This window comes from Halomonas aquatica, from assembly GCF_040196335.1.
Lineage (GTDB): Bacteria > Pseudomonadota > Gammaproteobacteria > Pseudomonadales > Halomonadaceae > Halomonas > Halomonas aquatica.
Genome location: NZ_JBEGCJ010000003.1, coordinates 248,669 through 263,065, shown reverse-complemented (window position 1 = coordinate 263,065; position 14,397 = coordinate 248,669). Strand labels below are relative to the sequence as shown.

Annotated in this window: 15 protein-coding genes; 6 read left to right on the top strand and 9 right to left on the bottom strand. The window is 63.0% G+C overall.

All coding sequences use genetic code 11. The features are described from left to right. The first annotated feature begins 126 nt into the window (after nt 1-126). Genes ABE960_RS07525 through ABE960_RS07515 form a run of 3 tightly spaced genes read left to right on the top strand, consistent with a single transcriptional unit; the run spans nt 127 to nt 2,237 of the window. On the top strand, nt 127-594 hold the full coding sequence (locus ABE960_RS07525; protein ID WP_349761632.1) for an S-ribosylhomocysteine lyase: 468 nt from the start codon (nt 127-129) through the stop codon (nt 592-594). Further along, entirely contained in the window at nt 591-1,325 is a 735-nt protein-coding gene (gene mtnN / locus ABE960_RS07520) for a 5'-methylthioadenosine/S-adenosylhomocysteine nucleosidase (RefSeq protein ID WP_349761631.1), read from the top strand. Before ABE960_RS07525 ends, mtnN begins: the two co-directional genes overlap by 4 nt. Nucleotides 1,326-1,328: 3 nt before the next feature. Then, a complete protein-coding gene (locus ABE960_RS07515) occupies nt 1,329-2,237 on the top strand; it encodes an alpha/beta hydrolase fold domain-containing protein (RefSeq protein WP_349761630.1) in 909 nt (302 codons plus the stop codon). Nucleotides 2,238-2,239: 2 nt separating this feature from the next. On the opposite strand, the gene pyrC is transcribed toward ABE960_RS07515, so the two are convergent. Continuing rightward, a complete protein-coding gene (pyrC, locus tag ABE960_RS07510) occupies nt 2,240-3,277 on the bottom strand; it encodes a dihydroorotase (protein ID WP_349761629.1) in 1,038 nt (345 codons plus the stop codon). 162 nt (nt 3,278-3,439) lie between these two features. On the opposite strand from pyrC, the gene ABE960_RS07505 reads away from it, so the two are divergent. Together ABE960_RS07505 and ABE960_RS07500 are read left to right on the top strand one after the other, a co-directional pair. Next, entirely contained in the window at nt 3,440-4,333 is an 894-nt protein-coding gene (locus tag ABE960_RS07505; RefSeq protein ID WP_349761628.1) for a DMT family transporter, read from the top strand. 50 nt (nt 4,334-4,383) lie between these two features. Beyond that, on the top strand, nt 4,384-4,809 hold the full coding sequence (locus ABE960_RS07500; protein WP_349761627.1) for a hypothetical protein: 426 nt from the start codon (nt 4,384-4,386) through the stop codon (nt 4,807-4,809). 9 nt (nt 4,810-4,818) lie between these two features. On the opposite strand, the gene ABE960_RS07495 is transcribed toward ABE960_RS07500, so the two are convergent. The 8 genes from ABE960_RS07495 to ABE960_RS07460 form a co-directional block, all read right to left on the bottom strand. Further along, nucleotides 4,819-6,060, bottom strand: coding sequence for an NAD(P)/FAD-dependent oxidoreductase (locus ABE960_RS07495; protein ID WP_349761626.1), 1,242 nt, complete (start codon nt 6,058-6,060; stop codon nt 4,819-4,821). 150 nt (nt 6,061-6,210) lie between these two features. Continuing rightward, the gene (locus ABE960_RS07490) at nt 6,211-6,666 is read right to left on the bottom strand and encodes a tellurite resistance TerB family protein (RefSeq protein WP_349761625.1); all 456 of its coding nucleotides are present in this window, start codon (nt 6,664-6,666) and stop codon (nt 6,211-6,213) included. 89 nt (nt 6,667-6,755) lie between these two features. Then, a complete protein-coding gene (locus tag ABE960_RS07485; protein ID WP_349761624.1) occupies nt 6,756-8,099 on the bottom strand; it encodes a UDP-glucose dehydrogenase family protein in 1,344 nt (447 codons plus the stop codon). Nucleotides 8,100-8,312: 213 nt separating this feature from the next. Continuing rightward, nucleotides 8,313-9,146 (bottom strand): glycosyltransferase, encoded by an 834-nt coding sequence (locus ABE960_RS07480; protein ID WP_349761623.1) that lies wholly within the window; start codon nt 9,144-9,146, stop codon nt 8,313-8,315. A gap of 235 nt (nt 9,147-9,381) precedes the next feature. Next, nucleotides 9,382-9,507, bottom strand: a complete 126-nt coding sequence (locus ABE960_RS07475; RefSeq protein WP_349761925.1) for a hypothetical protein — start codon at nt 9,505-9,507, stop codon at nt 9,382-9,384. Between the two features lie 200 nt (nt 9,508-9,707). After that, nucleotides 9,708-10,976, bottom strand: coding sequence for an O-antigen ligase family protein (locus ABE960_RS07470; RefSeq protein WP_349761622.1), 1,269 nt, complete (start codon nt 10,974-10,976; stop codon nt 9,708-9,710). 173 nt (nt 10,977-11,149) lie between these two features. Beyond that, nucleotides 11,150-11,272, bottom strand: a complete 123-nt coding sequence (locus ABE960_RS07465; RefSeq protein ID WP_349761621.1) for a hypothetical protein — start codon at nt 11,270-11,272, stop codon at nt 11,150-11,152. Nucleotides 11,273-11,712: 440 nt separating this feature from the next. Continuing rightward, on the bottom strand, nt 11,713-13,440 hold the full coding sequence (locus tag ABE960_RS07460) for an SLC13 family permease (protein WP_349761620.1): 1,728 nt from the start codon (nt 13,438-13,440) through the stop codon (nt 11,713-11,715). A gap of 223 nt (nt 13,441-13,663) precedes the next feature. Between ABE960_RS07460 and ABE960_RS07455 the strand changes: the two genes are divergently transcribed. Next, nucleotides 13,664-14,395: a hypothetical protein gene (locus ABE960_RS07455; RefSeq protein WP_349761619.1), complete on the top strand. Its 732-nt coding sequence runs from the start codon at nt 13,664-13,666 to the stop codon at nt 14,393-14,395. The last annotated feature ends 2 nt before the right edge of the window (nt 14,396-14,397 follow it).

The window sequence follows — 14,397 nt, the reverse complement described above, 5'->3', positions numbered from 1 at the left end:
AAGGGGCAAGGGTATTGAAGGAGCGGTACTCGCACCGCGAAACGCGATCGTTTCGCACAAGGTGCGCCTATTGTCTAATTCCGCTAAAATATTCCGTCCACTTTTTCCGACTCCCGAGGTCTCCCGATGACCGACAAGAAGATGAACGTCGAAAGCTTCAACCTCGACCACACCAAGGTGAAGGCACCCTACATCCGCCTCGCCGACGTCAAGACCGGCGAGCATGGCGACACCATTCACAAGTACGACATGCGTATCTGCCAGCCCAACCAGAACCACATGGACATGCCCGGCCTGCACTCCCTGGAACACCTGATGGCCGAGATGTCCCGCAACCACTCCGACAAGGTCGTCGACATCAGTCCGATGGGCTGCCAGACCGGCTTCTACATCGCGATGATCAACTACGACGACTACGACGGCGTGCTCGACCTGGTCGAGGGCACCCTCAAGGACGTGCTGGAAGCCGACGAGGTGCCCGCCTGCAACGAGATGCAGTGCGGCTGGGCCGCCAGCCATAGCCTGGAGGGCGCCAAGCAGATCGCCCGCGGCTTCCTGGCCAAGCGCGACGAGTGGGCGGACATCTTCGCATGAAGCGCATCGGCATCATCGGCGCCATGGCCCAGGAGGTCGAGCAGCTCGCCTCGCAGCTGGAGGAGCGCCGTACCCGCCACCATGTCGGCTGCACCTTCCACCTCGGCAGGCTGCACGGAGTGGAGGTGGTGATCCTGCAATCCGGCATCGGCAAGGTGAATGCCGCCATCGGCACCACCCTGCTGCTGGACGTCTACCATCCCGAGGCCATCATCAACACCGGCTCCGCCGGCGGCTTCGGCGAGAGGCTCGAGATCGGCGACGTGGTGGTCTCCAGCGAGGTCCGCCACCACGACGTGGATGCCGTGGTCTTCGGCTACGAGCACGGCCAGGTGCCGAACATGCCCGCCGCCTACCTCGCCGATGAGCGCCTGATCAAGGTGGCACGGGAGTGCGTCGAGGCACTGGGCGAGGTCAATGTGGTGGAAGGCCTGATCGCCACCGGCGACGTCTTCATGGCCTGCCCGGAACTGGTCGCCACGACCCGCTCGCGCTTTCCCACCATGCTCGCCGCCGAGATGGAAGCCGCGGCCATCGCCCAGACCTGCCACCTCTACGGCTGTCCCTTCGTGGTGATCCGCGCGCTGTCCGACATTGCCGGCGGCGGCGACAACCACCTCTCCTTCGATCAGTTCCTCGAGAAAGCCGCTGATCATTCCTCCCGCATGGTCACGGCCATGGTCGACCGCCTGGGCTACCAGTGTCGCCAGGCCGAGGCCCTGGAGAACTGAGCCATGGGACGTCGGGCGGCAGGCGGGTGGCGGGGGCTCCTCCTCTGTTTTCCGCTGCTGGGCCTGCCGCTGCTGGTGGCCGGCTGCGCCACGCATCTCTCCACCAGCGATGCGCCCGCCGTCACCCAGTCGGTAGCCCGTCCCGACGTCGACTTCCGGCGCCTGTCGCCGCGGCCCTACACGCCGCCTGACTGGCCGGAGGCCCTCGAGGCCCGCGTCCTGATCCCGGACACCCCGTCCGACGCGCGGCGCCCCGTCGCCCTGCTGGTGCATGGCGGCGGCTGGCAGCGGCGCAGCCCCGATGACATGACCGAGATCGCCGAACGCCTCGCCCGGCGCGGCTACGTGACGATCAACGTCGCCTACCGCTTCGCCCCCGAGTACCGCTTCCCCGCCCAGCTCGAAGATCTCCGGCAGGCCATGGCCTGGATCCACGAGCAGGCCGACGACTGGCGCATCGATACCGAGCGCATCGTCGGCGTCGGCTATTCCAGCGGCGCCCACCTGGTCAGCCTGCTCGCCCTGTCGGACGAGGGAGGCCTGGCCGCCGTGCTGGCCGGCGGGCTGCCCAGTGACCTGCTGAAGTTCGATGACGGCCGCCTGGTGGTCGAGTTCATCGGCGGCACCCGTGCCGAGAAGCCCCGTGCCTATCGACAGGCCTCGCCGATCTACCACGTCCACGCCAGCGCCCCGCCCCACTTCCTCTTCCATGGCCGCTGGGACGGCCTGGTGCCGATGGACCATGCCACCGACTTCCATGCGGCGCTGGTCGCTCAGGGCGTGGAGAGCGAGCTCTACCTGCAGCACTACCGCGGTCACTTCACCAGCTTCCTGTTGCGTGACAGCGCCATCGAGGCCGGCATCGCCTTCCTGGATATGCAGCTAGAAGCGCAGCATCAGGCAAGGCAGTAGCTTCACTCGACGAGCTTCCAGTTCAGTGTCTCGCCCGCGGCGAGCGGCACGATGGTCTGCCCCTCTGCGTAGGGCAGCGACTCGGGCAACTGCCAGGGCTCGCGAACCAGGGTGACGGTCTCGGCGTTGCGCGTCATGTCATAGAAGTCCGGGCCGTGGTGGCTGGCGAACCCTTCCAGACGCTCCAGGGCGCCGGCCTGCTCGAAGGCAGTGGCATAGAGCTCCAGCGCCGCCGGTGCGCTGTAGGCACCGGCACAGCCGCAGGCGCTCTCCTTGTCACCCCGGGCGTGGGGCGCACTGTCGGTCCCCAGGAAGAACCTGGGGCTTCCGGAGGTCGCAGACTCCAGCAGCGCCTGTCGATGACGCTCTCGCTTGAGGATCGGCAGGCAGTAGTAGTGCGGGCGAAAGCCGCCCACAAGCATGTGGTTGCGGTTGAACAGCAGGTGATGGGCGGTGATTGTCGCCGCCACATTGGCAGGCGCGGCGGCCACGAACGCCGCCGCCTCGGCGGTGGTGATATGTTCGAATACCACCTTAAGATCCGGATGCCGGTCCAGCAGCGGTTTCATCACCCGCTCGATGAACACCGCCTCGCGATCGAAGATGTCGATATCGGCGTCGGTCACCTCGCCGTGGACCAGCAGCGGGATGCCCAACCGCGCCATGGCGGCGATGGCCTCGTCGCAGTGGGCGAGATCCGTCACGCCGGACGCAGAGTTGGTGGTCGCCCCGGCCGGATAGAGCTTCACCGCCTGCACCAGGCCACTGGAATGGGCACGCTCGATCTCTTCGGCCGGAGTGTTGTCGGTGAGGTAGAGGGTCATCAACGGCTCGAAACTCGACCCGGCGGGCAGTGCGGCCATGATTCGTTCCCGATAGGCCAGCGCCTGCTCGGTGGTGGTCACCGGCGGCTTGAGGTTGGGCATGATGATCGCGCGGCCCATCTGGCGGGCGCTGGCAGCCACCACGGCCGTGAGGGCCTCGCCATCTCGCAGGTGGAGATGCCAGTCGTCCGGGCGGGTCAGGGTAATCGAATTCACGGCGGGTCCTGTTTCGAAAGTCTGTGCCGCCAGTATATCGCAACACCCTCCTGTTCCGAGGACCACTGCTGTCCAGAAACCACGGCCGGCCCCTTGTCTGCTAACCAGGCCCTTTGTCTGCTAGCATAGCCGCCCCCATTCACCCTCAGTTCCCGGTGCCAGATGCCCACCGCCGACCCCTTACGCTCGCCCCTGCGCGCCGACCTCATGCTGCTGCTGGTCACCCTGCTCGCCGCCACCGGGTGGATCTTCTCCAAGGAGGCCCTGGCGGGCATGCCGCCGCTGCTGTTCATCGGCACGCGTTTTCTGATGGCCGGCGGCATCCTGGCGATCTTCGCCCACGCCAGCCTGCGACGACTCTCCTCCACCGACTGGCGACTCGCGGCCGGGGTGGGCTTGATCTTCAGCGTTGCCGTATCGCTGTGGGTGCTGGGAGTTCACCACTCCAGCCACCTGGGCGAGAGCGCCTTCATCAACAGCCTGGGGATCCTGCTGGTGCCGGTCGTGGCGCGCCTGATGTTCGGCGACCGGCCACCGCGCACCACCTGGATCGCCCTGCCGGTGGCGCTGGTCGGCTTCGCCCTGCTGTCGCTCAACGCGGGATTCAGGATCGAGTCCGGCCAATGGTTGATGGTCAGCGCGGCAGTGGGCTTCTCGCTGCTGATCAACGCCAACTCGCGAGTGGTACGCCGGGTGTCCGCCCTGCCCCTCACCTCCATCCAGCTGGTCGTGGTGGGCCTGGTGCTGACGCTCGTTTCGCTGCCCGTCGAGCCCTGGCCGGCAAGCCTCTCGGCCGCGACGCTGGGCTGGCTTGCCGCCAGCGTCATTTTCGCCAGCACCCTGCGCTTCTTCCTGCAGGTGCATGCCCAGGGGCTAACCACGCCCAGCCATGCCGCGGTGATCCTGATGCTGGAGGCGGTATGGACCGCCCTGATCGCCGCATGGTGGTTCGGCGAGACCATGGCGCTGCTGCAACTGCTGGGCTGCTCGCTGATCTTTGCCGCCCTGTTGATCAACCGCTGGTACTGGGTTCGTCGACTCTTCAAGCGACGCTGAATGCCGTATCATGGCGACAGCCTTCCAGGCGCCCCACTCGTGAGGAAAGCATGCCCAAGGTAAGACACTACGCCGACATCGTCGCCATCCTGGCCGGCCTCATGTGGCTGGTGCTCTTCTGGTCGGTCAGCATCTCGGCACACCTCGGCAGCGTCGAACCGTCTCTGGCCGCACTGCTGATGCTGGGTAGCCTGATCCTGATCAGCTTCGTGCACCGGCCGATCCGGGTGCTGCTGGGCCGTTACCATGTCCGCAAGCGACGCACCGAGATGTGGATGCATATCCTCGCCCTGCCCCTGACCCTGGCCTTCCTGCTGGCCATCGTCATCGACCACCTGATCACACCGATGAACGGCGAGCAGAAGATGCTGCTGTTCAATGCGCTGGCAACGGCCGGCTGGCTGGTGTTCGTCGTCACCCTGCTCGTCAAGCTGCTTTACCATCTGGTCCAGCAGAAGCGCAGGGCGAAGCGATAATCCTCCGCCTCAGAACCGGTCACCCCGGAACGGCGACATATCGATATCGGGCGTCTCTCCATCCATGATCTGGCCAAGCAGGCGACCGGTCGCCGGCCCCAGAGTGAAGCCCTGGTGGCCGTGGCCGAGGGCCAGCCAGAGCCCCTCCTGGCCCGGTGCCGGGCCGATCACCGGTTTCATGTCAGACGTGCAGGGTCGCGCGCCCTTCCAGGGCTCTGCCTCGAGACGCTCGCCCAGCGGGAACAGCCGCCGCGCCATCCGCTCGGCCGCGTCCAGTTGTGCCAGGTGCGGCGGCGCCTCGAGGCGCTCAAGCTCCGCACCGGTGGTCAGCCGGATGCCTGCCTGCATGGGCGCCAGCAGGTAGCCGACCTCGGCATCCATCACCCAGTGGTTGAGCCGGGCCGACCCCGACGTCGCGTAGTGCATGTGATAGCCCCGCTTGACGAACAACGGGATCTCGATCCCAAGAGCGCCAAGCCAGGTGCTGGCCCAGGGCCCCATCGCCATCACCACCTGCTCGGCCCCCAGCGCACCCTCGGCGGTGGCAACGCGCCAGCCACTGCCCTGGCGAGTGATTCCCTTCACCTCGGTCTGGCACAGCCGCCCCCCTTCCGACTCGAAGCTCCTGGCATAGGCCTGGACCAGGGCGCCGGGATCGGACACCGTCCAGGGATCCTGCCAGTGAACGCCCCCCGCCAGTCCTTGGGCGAGGGAAGGCTCCACCGACGCGAGCTCGGCGGCATCCATGGCACGGTGACGCACCCCGAAGCGTTCCTCGTCGGCACGCGCCCTCTCGACCCGCGTCTCCAGTTCGGCGGCCGTGTGATAGACCTCGAGCCAACCTTCACGACGCACCAGCCGCTCGGCGTCGGCGGCCTCGATCATCTGCGCATGGGCCTCGATCGACAGGGCGATCAGCGAGGCATATTGCGGCACGATCTGCCCGTAGCGCCGCGGCGAGGAGTTGTGCCAGTAGCGCAGCAGCGCCCCGGCCGCCTGCAGCATGCCGCCCGGGCGGTAGCGGATGTCCACCTGGCGGTTGGGCAGCACCCGAAGCAGGGTGCCGAGGTCCCGCGGGAAGGGATAGGGCCGCACCGCCTCGCGCTGGATGATGCCGGCATTGCCGAAGGATGTCTCGCGACCGGGTTCTCGGCGGTCGACCAGCGTCACCGAATGCCCGCGCCGGGCCAGATGCCAGGCCACCGACACACCCACTATCCCGGCTCCCAGCACGATGATGTCGCGTGCCATCCTGACCCTCCTGTTGCCATGAATGAACTGGCTATCAACTAACTGGCCATCAATGGCCCTGGCTTGAACGATAAACGGACCCGACATCTCGGGCCCGTTCTCGATCATAACAGTCGTCGGGGAAGCTGGCTCGCGATCAGGGCGATGGCTTCACTGGCGGGCTTCTTCCTCTGCCAGCTTCGCCCGGATGAAGTCGCCATGGCTGACATGCAGCAATTCAGCCAGGCGCCGGATGCGGTGCTCCTCGAGGTGATGCTGTTCGCCATCGGCCAGAGACAGCGACCACATCATGCGCACCAGTTCGTAGCGCTGGCCGTAGTCGAAATGCTGCTTGACCAGGCTGACGAACTGGAAGTGGTCGACGGCCCATTCGGCCTCTTCCCGGGCCAGGCGCATCAGGTCATCGAGGTCAGTTTCCTCCAGGTCAAAGCGCCGTTGCAGCAACTCACGCAGCAGGGCGAGTTCGCTGTCGTCGAAGTGATAGTCGGCGCGCGCCACCTCGAAAAGCAGAGCCGCCGTGGCCAGCTCAAGACTTGGGCCGGCTGCTGATGACGCATCGTCGCCGGCCATGAAGTCGCTGAAGAAGCGCTGAATCGCATCGATCATGATAACTCTCTCCTTGAACTCTCTCCTTGAACTCTCCTTTCAGCTCCCTCTAGAACACCCTTTGGGGGGCTGAGCACTCAGCCGCTGATCTATCGAGGCTGAGACAGCGACTCACCCCGCCCCACCGCGTAGTAAAGCAAGCCGGCGTTCTTCACGATCTCCGGCTCGAAGAGGTTGCGCCCATCGACGACCACCGGCATGGCCAGCTGCTGCTTCAGCCAGGCGAAGTCCAGGGTGCGAAACTCCTTCCATTCGGTGCAGATCACCAGGGCATCGGCACCCTTCACCGCCTGGATGCGGTCGCCCACCAGCACCAGGTCGTCACGCTCACCATAGAGGCGGCGGCATTCCTTCATCGCCTCGGGGTCGTAGGCCTGGACCCTGGCTCCGGCTCCCCACAGCGCCTCCATCAGGGTGCGGCTCGGTGCATCACGCATGTCATCCGTGTTGGGCTTGAAGGCCAGGCCCCACAGCGCGATGGTCTTGCCGGCCAGGTCGCCGTCGAAGGCCTGAGCCAGCTTGGCGAATAGCGTCTGCTTCTGGCGCTGGTTCACCGACTCGACGGCGGTGAGCAGTTCCGCCCGATAGTCCACGTCGGCCGCGGTCCGCGCCAGGGCCTGCACGTCCTTGGGAAAACAGGAACCGCCATAGCCACAGCCCGGATAGATGAACTGATAGCCGATGCGAGGGTCGCTGCCGATGCCGCGACGCACCTGCTCCACGTCGGCCCCCAGCCGCTCGGCCAGGTTGGCGATCTCGCTCATGAAGCTGATCTTGGTCGCGAGCATCGCGTTGGCGGCATACTTGGTCAGCTCGGCGGCCCGCACCTCCATGAACATCAGCTTTTCCTGCCGTCGGATATAGGGGGCATAGCACTCGCGCATCAGCCCCTGCACCCGTTCGGACTCGGTGCCGACGATGATCCGCGCACCGTGAGTGAAGTCCTCGATGGCCGCCCCTTCCTTGAGGAATTCCGGATTGGAGCAGACATCGAAGTCGAGGGCCTCGCCCCGGGCCTGGAGCGTCTTTGTAACCATATCGCGCACTCGGTCCGCCGTGCCGACTGGCACCGTGGACTTGTCGACGATCACCTTGTAATCATCCATGTGGCGGCCGATGGTCTCCGCCACCGTCAGCACGTACTTCAGATCGGCGCTTCCATCCTCGTCCGGGGGCGTGCCCACAGCGATGAACTGCAGGGTCCCGAAGGCCACTGCCTTGGCCGGGTCGGTGGTAAAGGCCAGCCGCCCCGCCGCCACGTTGGCCTGCACCATGCTCTCCAGTCCCGGCTCGAAGATAGGAATCTCGCCGGCCTCCAATCGCGCGATCTTGCCCGCGTCGATGTCCATGCACAGCACGTCATGGCCGACATCGGCCAGGCAGGCGCCAGTCACCAGCCCCACATACCCCGTACCAAAGATGGTGATCTTCATTCCCTGTCTCCCGCTCTGTCCTGTTCATCGGTCCTATTCATGACGCACGCCTTTCAAGTTCGGATGGCCAACGTTGTGGGAGCAGCCGGTTCGACGGCTCGACTCGCATCAGGATCTCCGCGCTGATGGCGGGTCTCACCGTGCTTGCGATCTGGCCACTCGCCCCCCGCTGACTTGCCTGCCCCGTGATGGCTGGCTCAGCAATATAAATAATCAGGTGGCATTTTTACTTTGTACTTCCTCTTCCATCTCAAGAGAAAAAATACCGTAGGGCGTGACGTAACGCCCTTTCTGGCGCTTCTGTTCAAGCATTACACGAGCAGTATCCGTAACCGTCCGTTCCGGATGGTAAATATGGTAAAGGCATGCCCTTCCTCGGGCGGGTCGCGACCGGAGGCCATAGGCCTTCAATCGCCATTCCAGATCCACTTCCTCTCCCCCATAACCTTGGAACTGGGTATCAAAACCATTAATAGCGAGGATATCCTCCCGCCACACCCCAATGTTCGCACCCAGCAAGGCCATGGGACGCCTTGCCCACATTTCGGCAAGTCGCTCGGGGGGCCGAAGAGCAATTTCTGCCCGCTTCAGCCCCCCCGCCACGGCCTGCCATACGAGAAAACCAAAGCTATCGAGTCGTGAAATAGGCGTTTCACGTGCGAGTAGACGCCTAGCCAGTGAAAGCTTCGTATCGACACGGCGCCCCGCCACGAATTGGCCGGGGCGGGCCCAGCGCTTATGGTCTCGCACGAAGTGCACCGCAGGAATGCAGTCATTATCGGTAAGTATCAAATACTCGGCAGATGAAGTCGCTATGGCTTCATTGACAACCCTGGCTTTCCTAAAGCCATCGTCCTCTTGCCAGATATACCGCAACGACAGCCCTTTTTCGCAGTAGTCATCAACCAATTTTCTAATGCGACCATCGGAACCATCATCTGCTATGCACAACGAAAATTCCGAATCGCCTTGTCTCAGGTACCCATCTAGAACCAGTGCCATGGTCTCAGGATTATTGTATGCCGCCATGATCACTTCAATGTTCATTCTTTAACCTTTTAAAAAATATTTAAAAATCAAAAAAATATATCATGCCTCCATGGTATCAAACCGGCCTATTTATCTAGACATTCCTGACTCTAATCGCCACCACCTCCGAACCCTAACAGGTCATAAAACATACCACTGTAGGCGAAGCCCTTGACCCCACATTTGAGTACCTTACAGACATGCCAGCTACCCAACCTCACTTCCGCCTCCTTGAACTCCTCGTGCGAGGATGTCAGCGTCTCGGACGATAGCACCTGTTCCTGGGCGCGCATGATCTTGGATGCAAGGTGCCCACCACATTCTCGCCGATCAGCAACAACTCATAAAGCTTCTCACCGGGCCGAAGGCCGCTGAACACCACCTCGATATCCCCCTTTGGGATGATCCGCGTCCTTCACCTCCAGGCCTTCACCCTGGGCTGGGTCATGGCCGATATCGTGGTTGAGTTCTCCCTGACCGACCCGAACCAGAAGCTATGCTTGCTCATGATCAGTCTCTCTTGGTCGGTCTGATCAGAGCTTGGCGCCCAGTCCGAATTTTGGGGACCACTTCGTCCGCTCAAGAGGCCTGACGCGAATAGGCTTGGTAGCACCCCCACAATACTGCCACCCAGAAGGCGTAGACCATCACACCGCTGTTGTGCGAGAGAAATCCCTGGGTCAAGCTAAAGTCAATATAGCCTACCGGCACCAATGTCCCTGCTGCCGCCAGGGCTCGTAAGGGCATGGAGTCAGACGCGAGCCCTGGCGCAAAAAGAGCGATCGGCACCAGATACAACCCCAGCAAGGCTGCAAGACCGACCAAGCCATGTTTCGCAAGGTGATCGAAAAACTCGCTATGGGCATGGCCGTAGCGTGCCGCTCTGACATGGATCCTGCCTTCATTGGCAAGCTCCTGCATTCCGACATGGTACTGATCATCCCCCCAGCCCAAGAGTGGCTTTTGGAGAAAAAGCATGCCAGCGCCACGCCACATCTCGAAGCGAACCCCTACCGAAGACCCAAGGTTCTCACCCTCCAGATAGTGCCCGAACTCGGACACGGCCCCTCCAACACGCGCCTGGACTCCTGTCTGAGGCGTAAACCAGACTATGCCCACTAAAAGCACCATGGCTACCAGGGCAGAGATGCTACCGGCGATCGAGAACTCCCGACCATAGGCACGATAAAGCACCAGCAGCAATAGTGGCACTCCCACCCAACCACCTCGGCTGCCAGATAACACAGAGGCCAGAATACCGCATAGGGCACCTAGCAGCAGGAGAGCAACCCAGCCAGCACGGTAGCGCTGCATCACGGCCCAGCCCAGCCCCGCTAGACACAGGACACCCATCAGCATGGCGAGGTTACCGAACTGAATGGTCTGAGTCAGGCCGTTTGCACGCCCCATCCCCTCAATCAGCGCCTGCCAAGTGGCAAGCCCACCAGCCCCAATCGCCCCCAAGCCAAACCCGGCCCATAACCAAGTCATGCGAGGGGGGTTGGCCATCACCATCAACAACACTGGCACCGCAAACAGGAAACGCAAGGGTTTGTCGAGCCCACCGATACCTAGCCCATCCACCAAAGCAAACAGCATCATAAGCAGGCCGTAGCCGAGCAGGGTGGCGATTAGAACCACGTCTCGCCTTGAAAGGCCCAATAGCGGTCGGCGATACAGCAAGGCGAGGCTGCCCAACAACAAAAGTGCAGGCCCAATGGAATACCCCGTAGGTGCCACCAGAGCCACAGCGCCCAGAAGAAACCCCGCCGAACTGGTGTAAAGGGTCCAAAAACCAGCCTGATGGCAACAGGAACAACAGTTATCACGGGAGGTCATGGTCGTCATGTCATCAAGTCACCGGGCATCGAAAAAAAACCGGCGCCCTTTAGGCGCCCGTTCGCATGGTACCACTATCAATCTAGTGTTGCCCTTCAGATGGCGCTGTATCGGCTTCCAATGCATCGTGGCCAACATCTGCCAGGCAGGCACCGGTCGCCATCACGACTTGACGCGATGCGTTACGGTACCCTGCAGCTTGTCACCCGCTCGAAAGCCTCGACCATCTGCAGCACCGAGACGCCCTGCCCGGTGCCCAGGTTATAGACATGCGCGCCCGGCGTGGTCAGAATCGCCAGTGACATGATATGCCCCACGGCAAGGTCGACCACATGAAGGTAATAGCGCGCACAGGTGCCATCCTCAGTGGGGTAGTCATTGCCGAAGATGGCGAGCTCCGGCCGTCGCCCTACCGCCAACTAGGCAAGGAACGGCATCAGGTTATCGGGAACTTCCTAGGGATCTTCGCCGATCAGCCCCGATGGATGCGCCCCAACCGGATTGAAGTAGCGCAGCACCACCATCGACCAGCACGCCCGCCCGGCACAGATCGCCAAGCAACTTGTCAACCATGGCTTTGATCGCGCCGCAGGGGTTGGCGGGACGGACACGCGGCAGGCTCTCCACGTAGGGCACCGGGACATCCGGCCCGTAGAACGTGCCCGAGGAGCTGAAGGCCAGCTTTTATGACCGACAACAATGTTCTTCGGAGCGTATCTGATGATCTGGACCCATGAAAACGCTGTCAGAAAGGAAACACCATGGGCGTGAGCAGCAGCACGGCCGCTGAGTAGGTCAGGCTGACCGGTAGGCCAACCCGGAGGAAGTCCCCCATGCTGTAACGACCGGGGGAGTAAACCATCAGGTGGGTCTGGTAGCCGTAGGGGATGAGGAAGCAGGCGCTGGCGCCGTAGGCTACGGCCATGATGAAGGGCATGGGGTCGACGCCGAATGCCTGAGCGGTGGACCAAGCAACAGGAAAGGCCAGCGCCGCGGCAGCGTTGTTGGTTACCGTTTCAGTGAGCAGCAGTGTCAGGAAATAGCAGCCGATGAAGGCGGCATAGACGCCGTGGCCGCTGAACAGCTCCTGCATGCCCCGGGCGAGCAGTGCGGCAGCGCCGGAGTTCTCCAGGCCCTGGGCGATGGCCAGCGCCGAGCCGATGATGACCCATAACTCGAAGGGGAAGCGACGGCGCAGTTCGGCCGGACTGAGCACGCGACCGAGCAGCAACCCGCCCATCAGCAGCAGCAGACCATGAAAGAGTGGCAGTAGCTCGGCGGCGGCGAGGCCGATCACGCTTACAAAGCCGGCCAGGGTGAACCAACTCGCGGGTCGACCGAGCCGGGGGCGCGTAAGACTACCGCTAAGCAGATGAAAGTTGCGGTCGAGGTTGCGGTGTTGGCGGAAGTCGCTGCCTACGGCCATCAGCAGGCAGTCGCCCGTGCGCAGGGGAATTTTACCGAGTTGACCTTCCAGTCGCTTGCCACCGCGGCGAATCCCCACCACCCCGGCATTGAACATGCTGCGAAAGTCCACCTCCTGCAGGGTACGACCCTCCAGTTCCGACTCGTGGGAAACCACCACTTCCACCAGGTTGGTGGCCAGCAGGTTGTCGGCCTGGTGGCCGAACAGTTTGAGCCCCGGAAAACGCTGCAGGGCCTGCACCTTGCTCACCTCGCCGGTGAACACCAGCGTATCCCCTTCGTGCAGGATCTCTTCCGGCCCCACCGGGCTGATCAGCCGACCCTCGCGCTCTATTTCCAGCAGGTAGAGCCCATCCAGGCTGCGCATGCCGTTCGCCTCGATGCTGCGGCCGATCAAATCTGAACCGGGCTGCAAGTCGGCGGCCAGAAAATAGGAGAGCTTGTCGGCGGTCTCCTCGGGCATGTGGTGGGGTAGCGAGCGTGAACTCCACAGCAGCACCACGAAGGTGAGCAGGGCCACCGGGATGCCGACCAGGCTGAACTGGAACATGCCCAGCTCGACGCCTCCGCTGCTCAGGGCGAAGGAGTTCACCACCAGGTTGGTGGAGGTGCCCACTAGGGTGGTCATGCCACCGAGGATGGAGGCATAGGAGAGGGGAATCAGCAGCCGCGAGGGGGCGATACGCGTCTGCCGCGAGATGGCGCCCAGGAAGGCGGCCACCACGGCGGTATTGTTGAGAAAGGCCGACAGCACTGCGCTAGTGCCCATCAGTCGGGCCGTGGCACTACCAGGCCGACCACGCAGCAGTCGCTGGGAGAGCCAGTCCAGCAGAGGGGTGCGCTCCAGTGCCAGCGAGACCAGCAGCAACAGCATGAGGGTGGCCAGGGCCGGGTTGGTGTACTGGCGCAGGAGCGTAGCGGTGTCCACCAGACCGAACAGCAGGTAGGCCCCTGCCAGGCCAGCGAAGGCGATGACCGGTCGTACCCACCCGCTGATCAGCAGGATCAGCAGGCCAGCGATCGAAATCAGTACCGCCCAGGTCATCATGGTTGCTCGTCCTTGAGTGGTCGGGGTTGGAATTCGCGACTTGTGGGATTCTACTGGGCCTTTTATGATAATGTCGACTTAAGGGATGTTTTGTTTTCTCTTATCAATTCATATCCAGTGATTTCAGCTGCTTGGTGATGTATTGGGTACTAAATATTTGTCGCCTGAAATTCTAAATGAACGCCGACTGGAGGTCGTTCGACTGCGCCTGGATGGCCATACCGTGGCTGAGGCCGCCAAGCAGACCGGGCTTTCCGCTCCCACGGTGTCGGCCGCCTGGAAAGCCTTTCGCCAGGGCGGCTGGGAGGCCGTGCCGGTGCGTCAGCGTGGTCGCAAGGCGGGCCAGGGCGAGAGTCTGGATAACCCGGCCCAAGGTGCCTTGATGGCTCTGCTGGTCTCGCAACCCGAAACGCCCACTCCGGCCTGGAGCAGTCGGGCGCTGGCAGATGCATTGGCCAGAGAAGGACACAGGGTGTCGCCGAGAGCGATCGACCACTGGCTTGAGGCGAATGGACTAAAACCATCGCCACTCGCACTGGAAGGCCTGGCACGTAGGCGCTCAACCACGGGCCGATGGTATCGCCAGCAGGTGCAGCCGGTGCTTGAGCAGGTCCACCAGGTCGGGGGCGCGATTTGGCTGGGAGGCGCTCGCGTGGCGGGGCCGGCGAAATCGCTGGATAGCGCCCCCCGCCGCTATCAGCTCTATTTGCACGGCAAGCGCGGCGCTCTTTTTACCCGCTGTCTTCCGACACCGCCCGGGGGGGAGGCATACCTCGAACTGTTTCGGCGCCTGCTCGCTCAGGCAGGCGGAAGCAGGCCAGTGGCGCTGGTGTTTCACGGGGCTTACTTTCGAGCCAGCCCCGAGATCCAGGCCTGGCTCATGCGTTACCCCGAGTTTCACTTGATCAATGTACCGCCTGATTTCGATTTGGGGTCAGACCCCAAACTTCGCTGAGG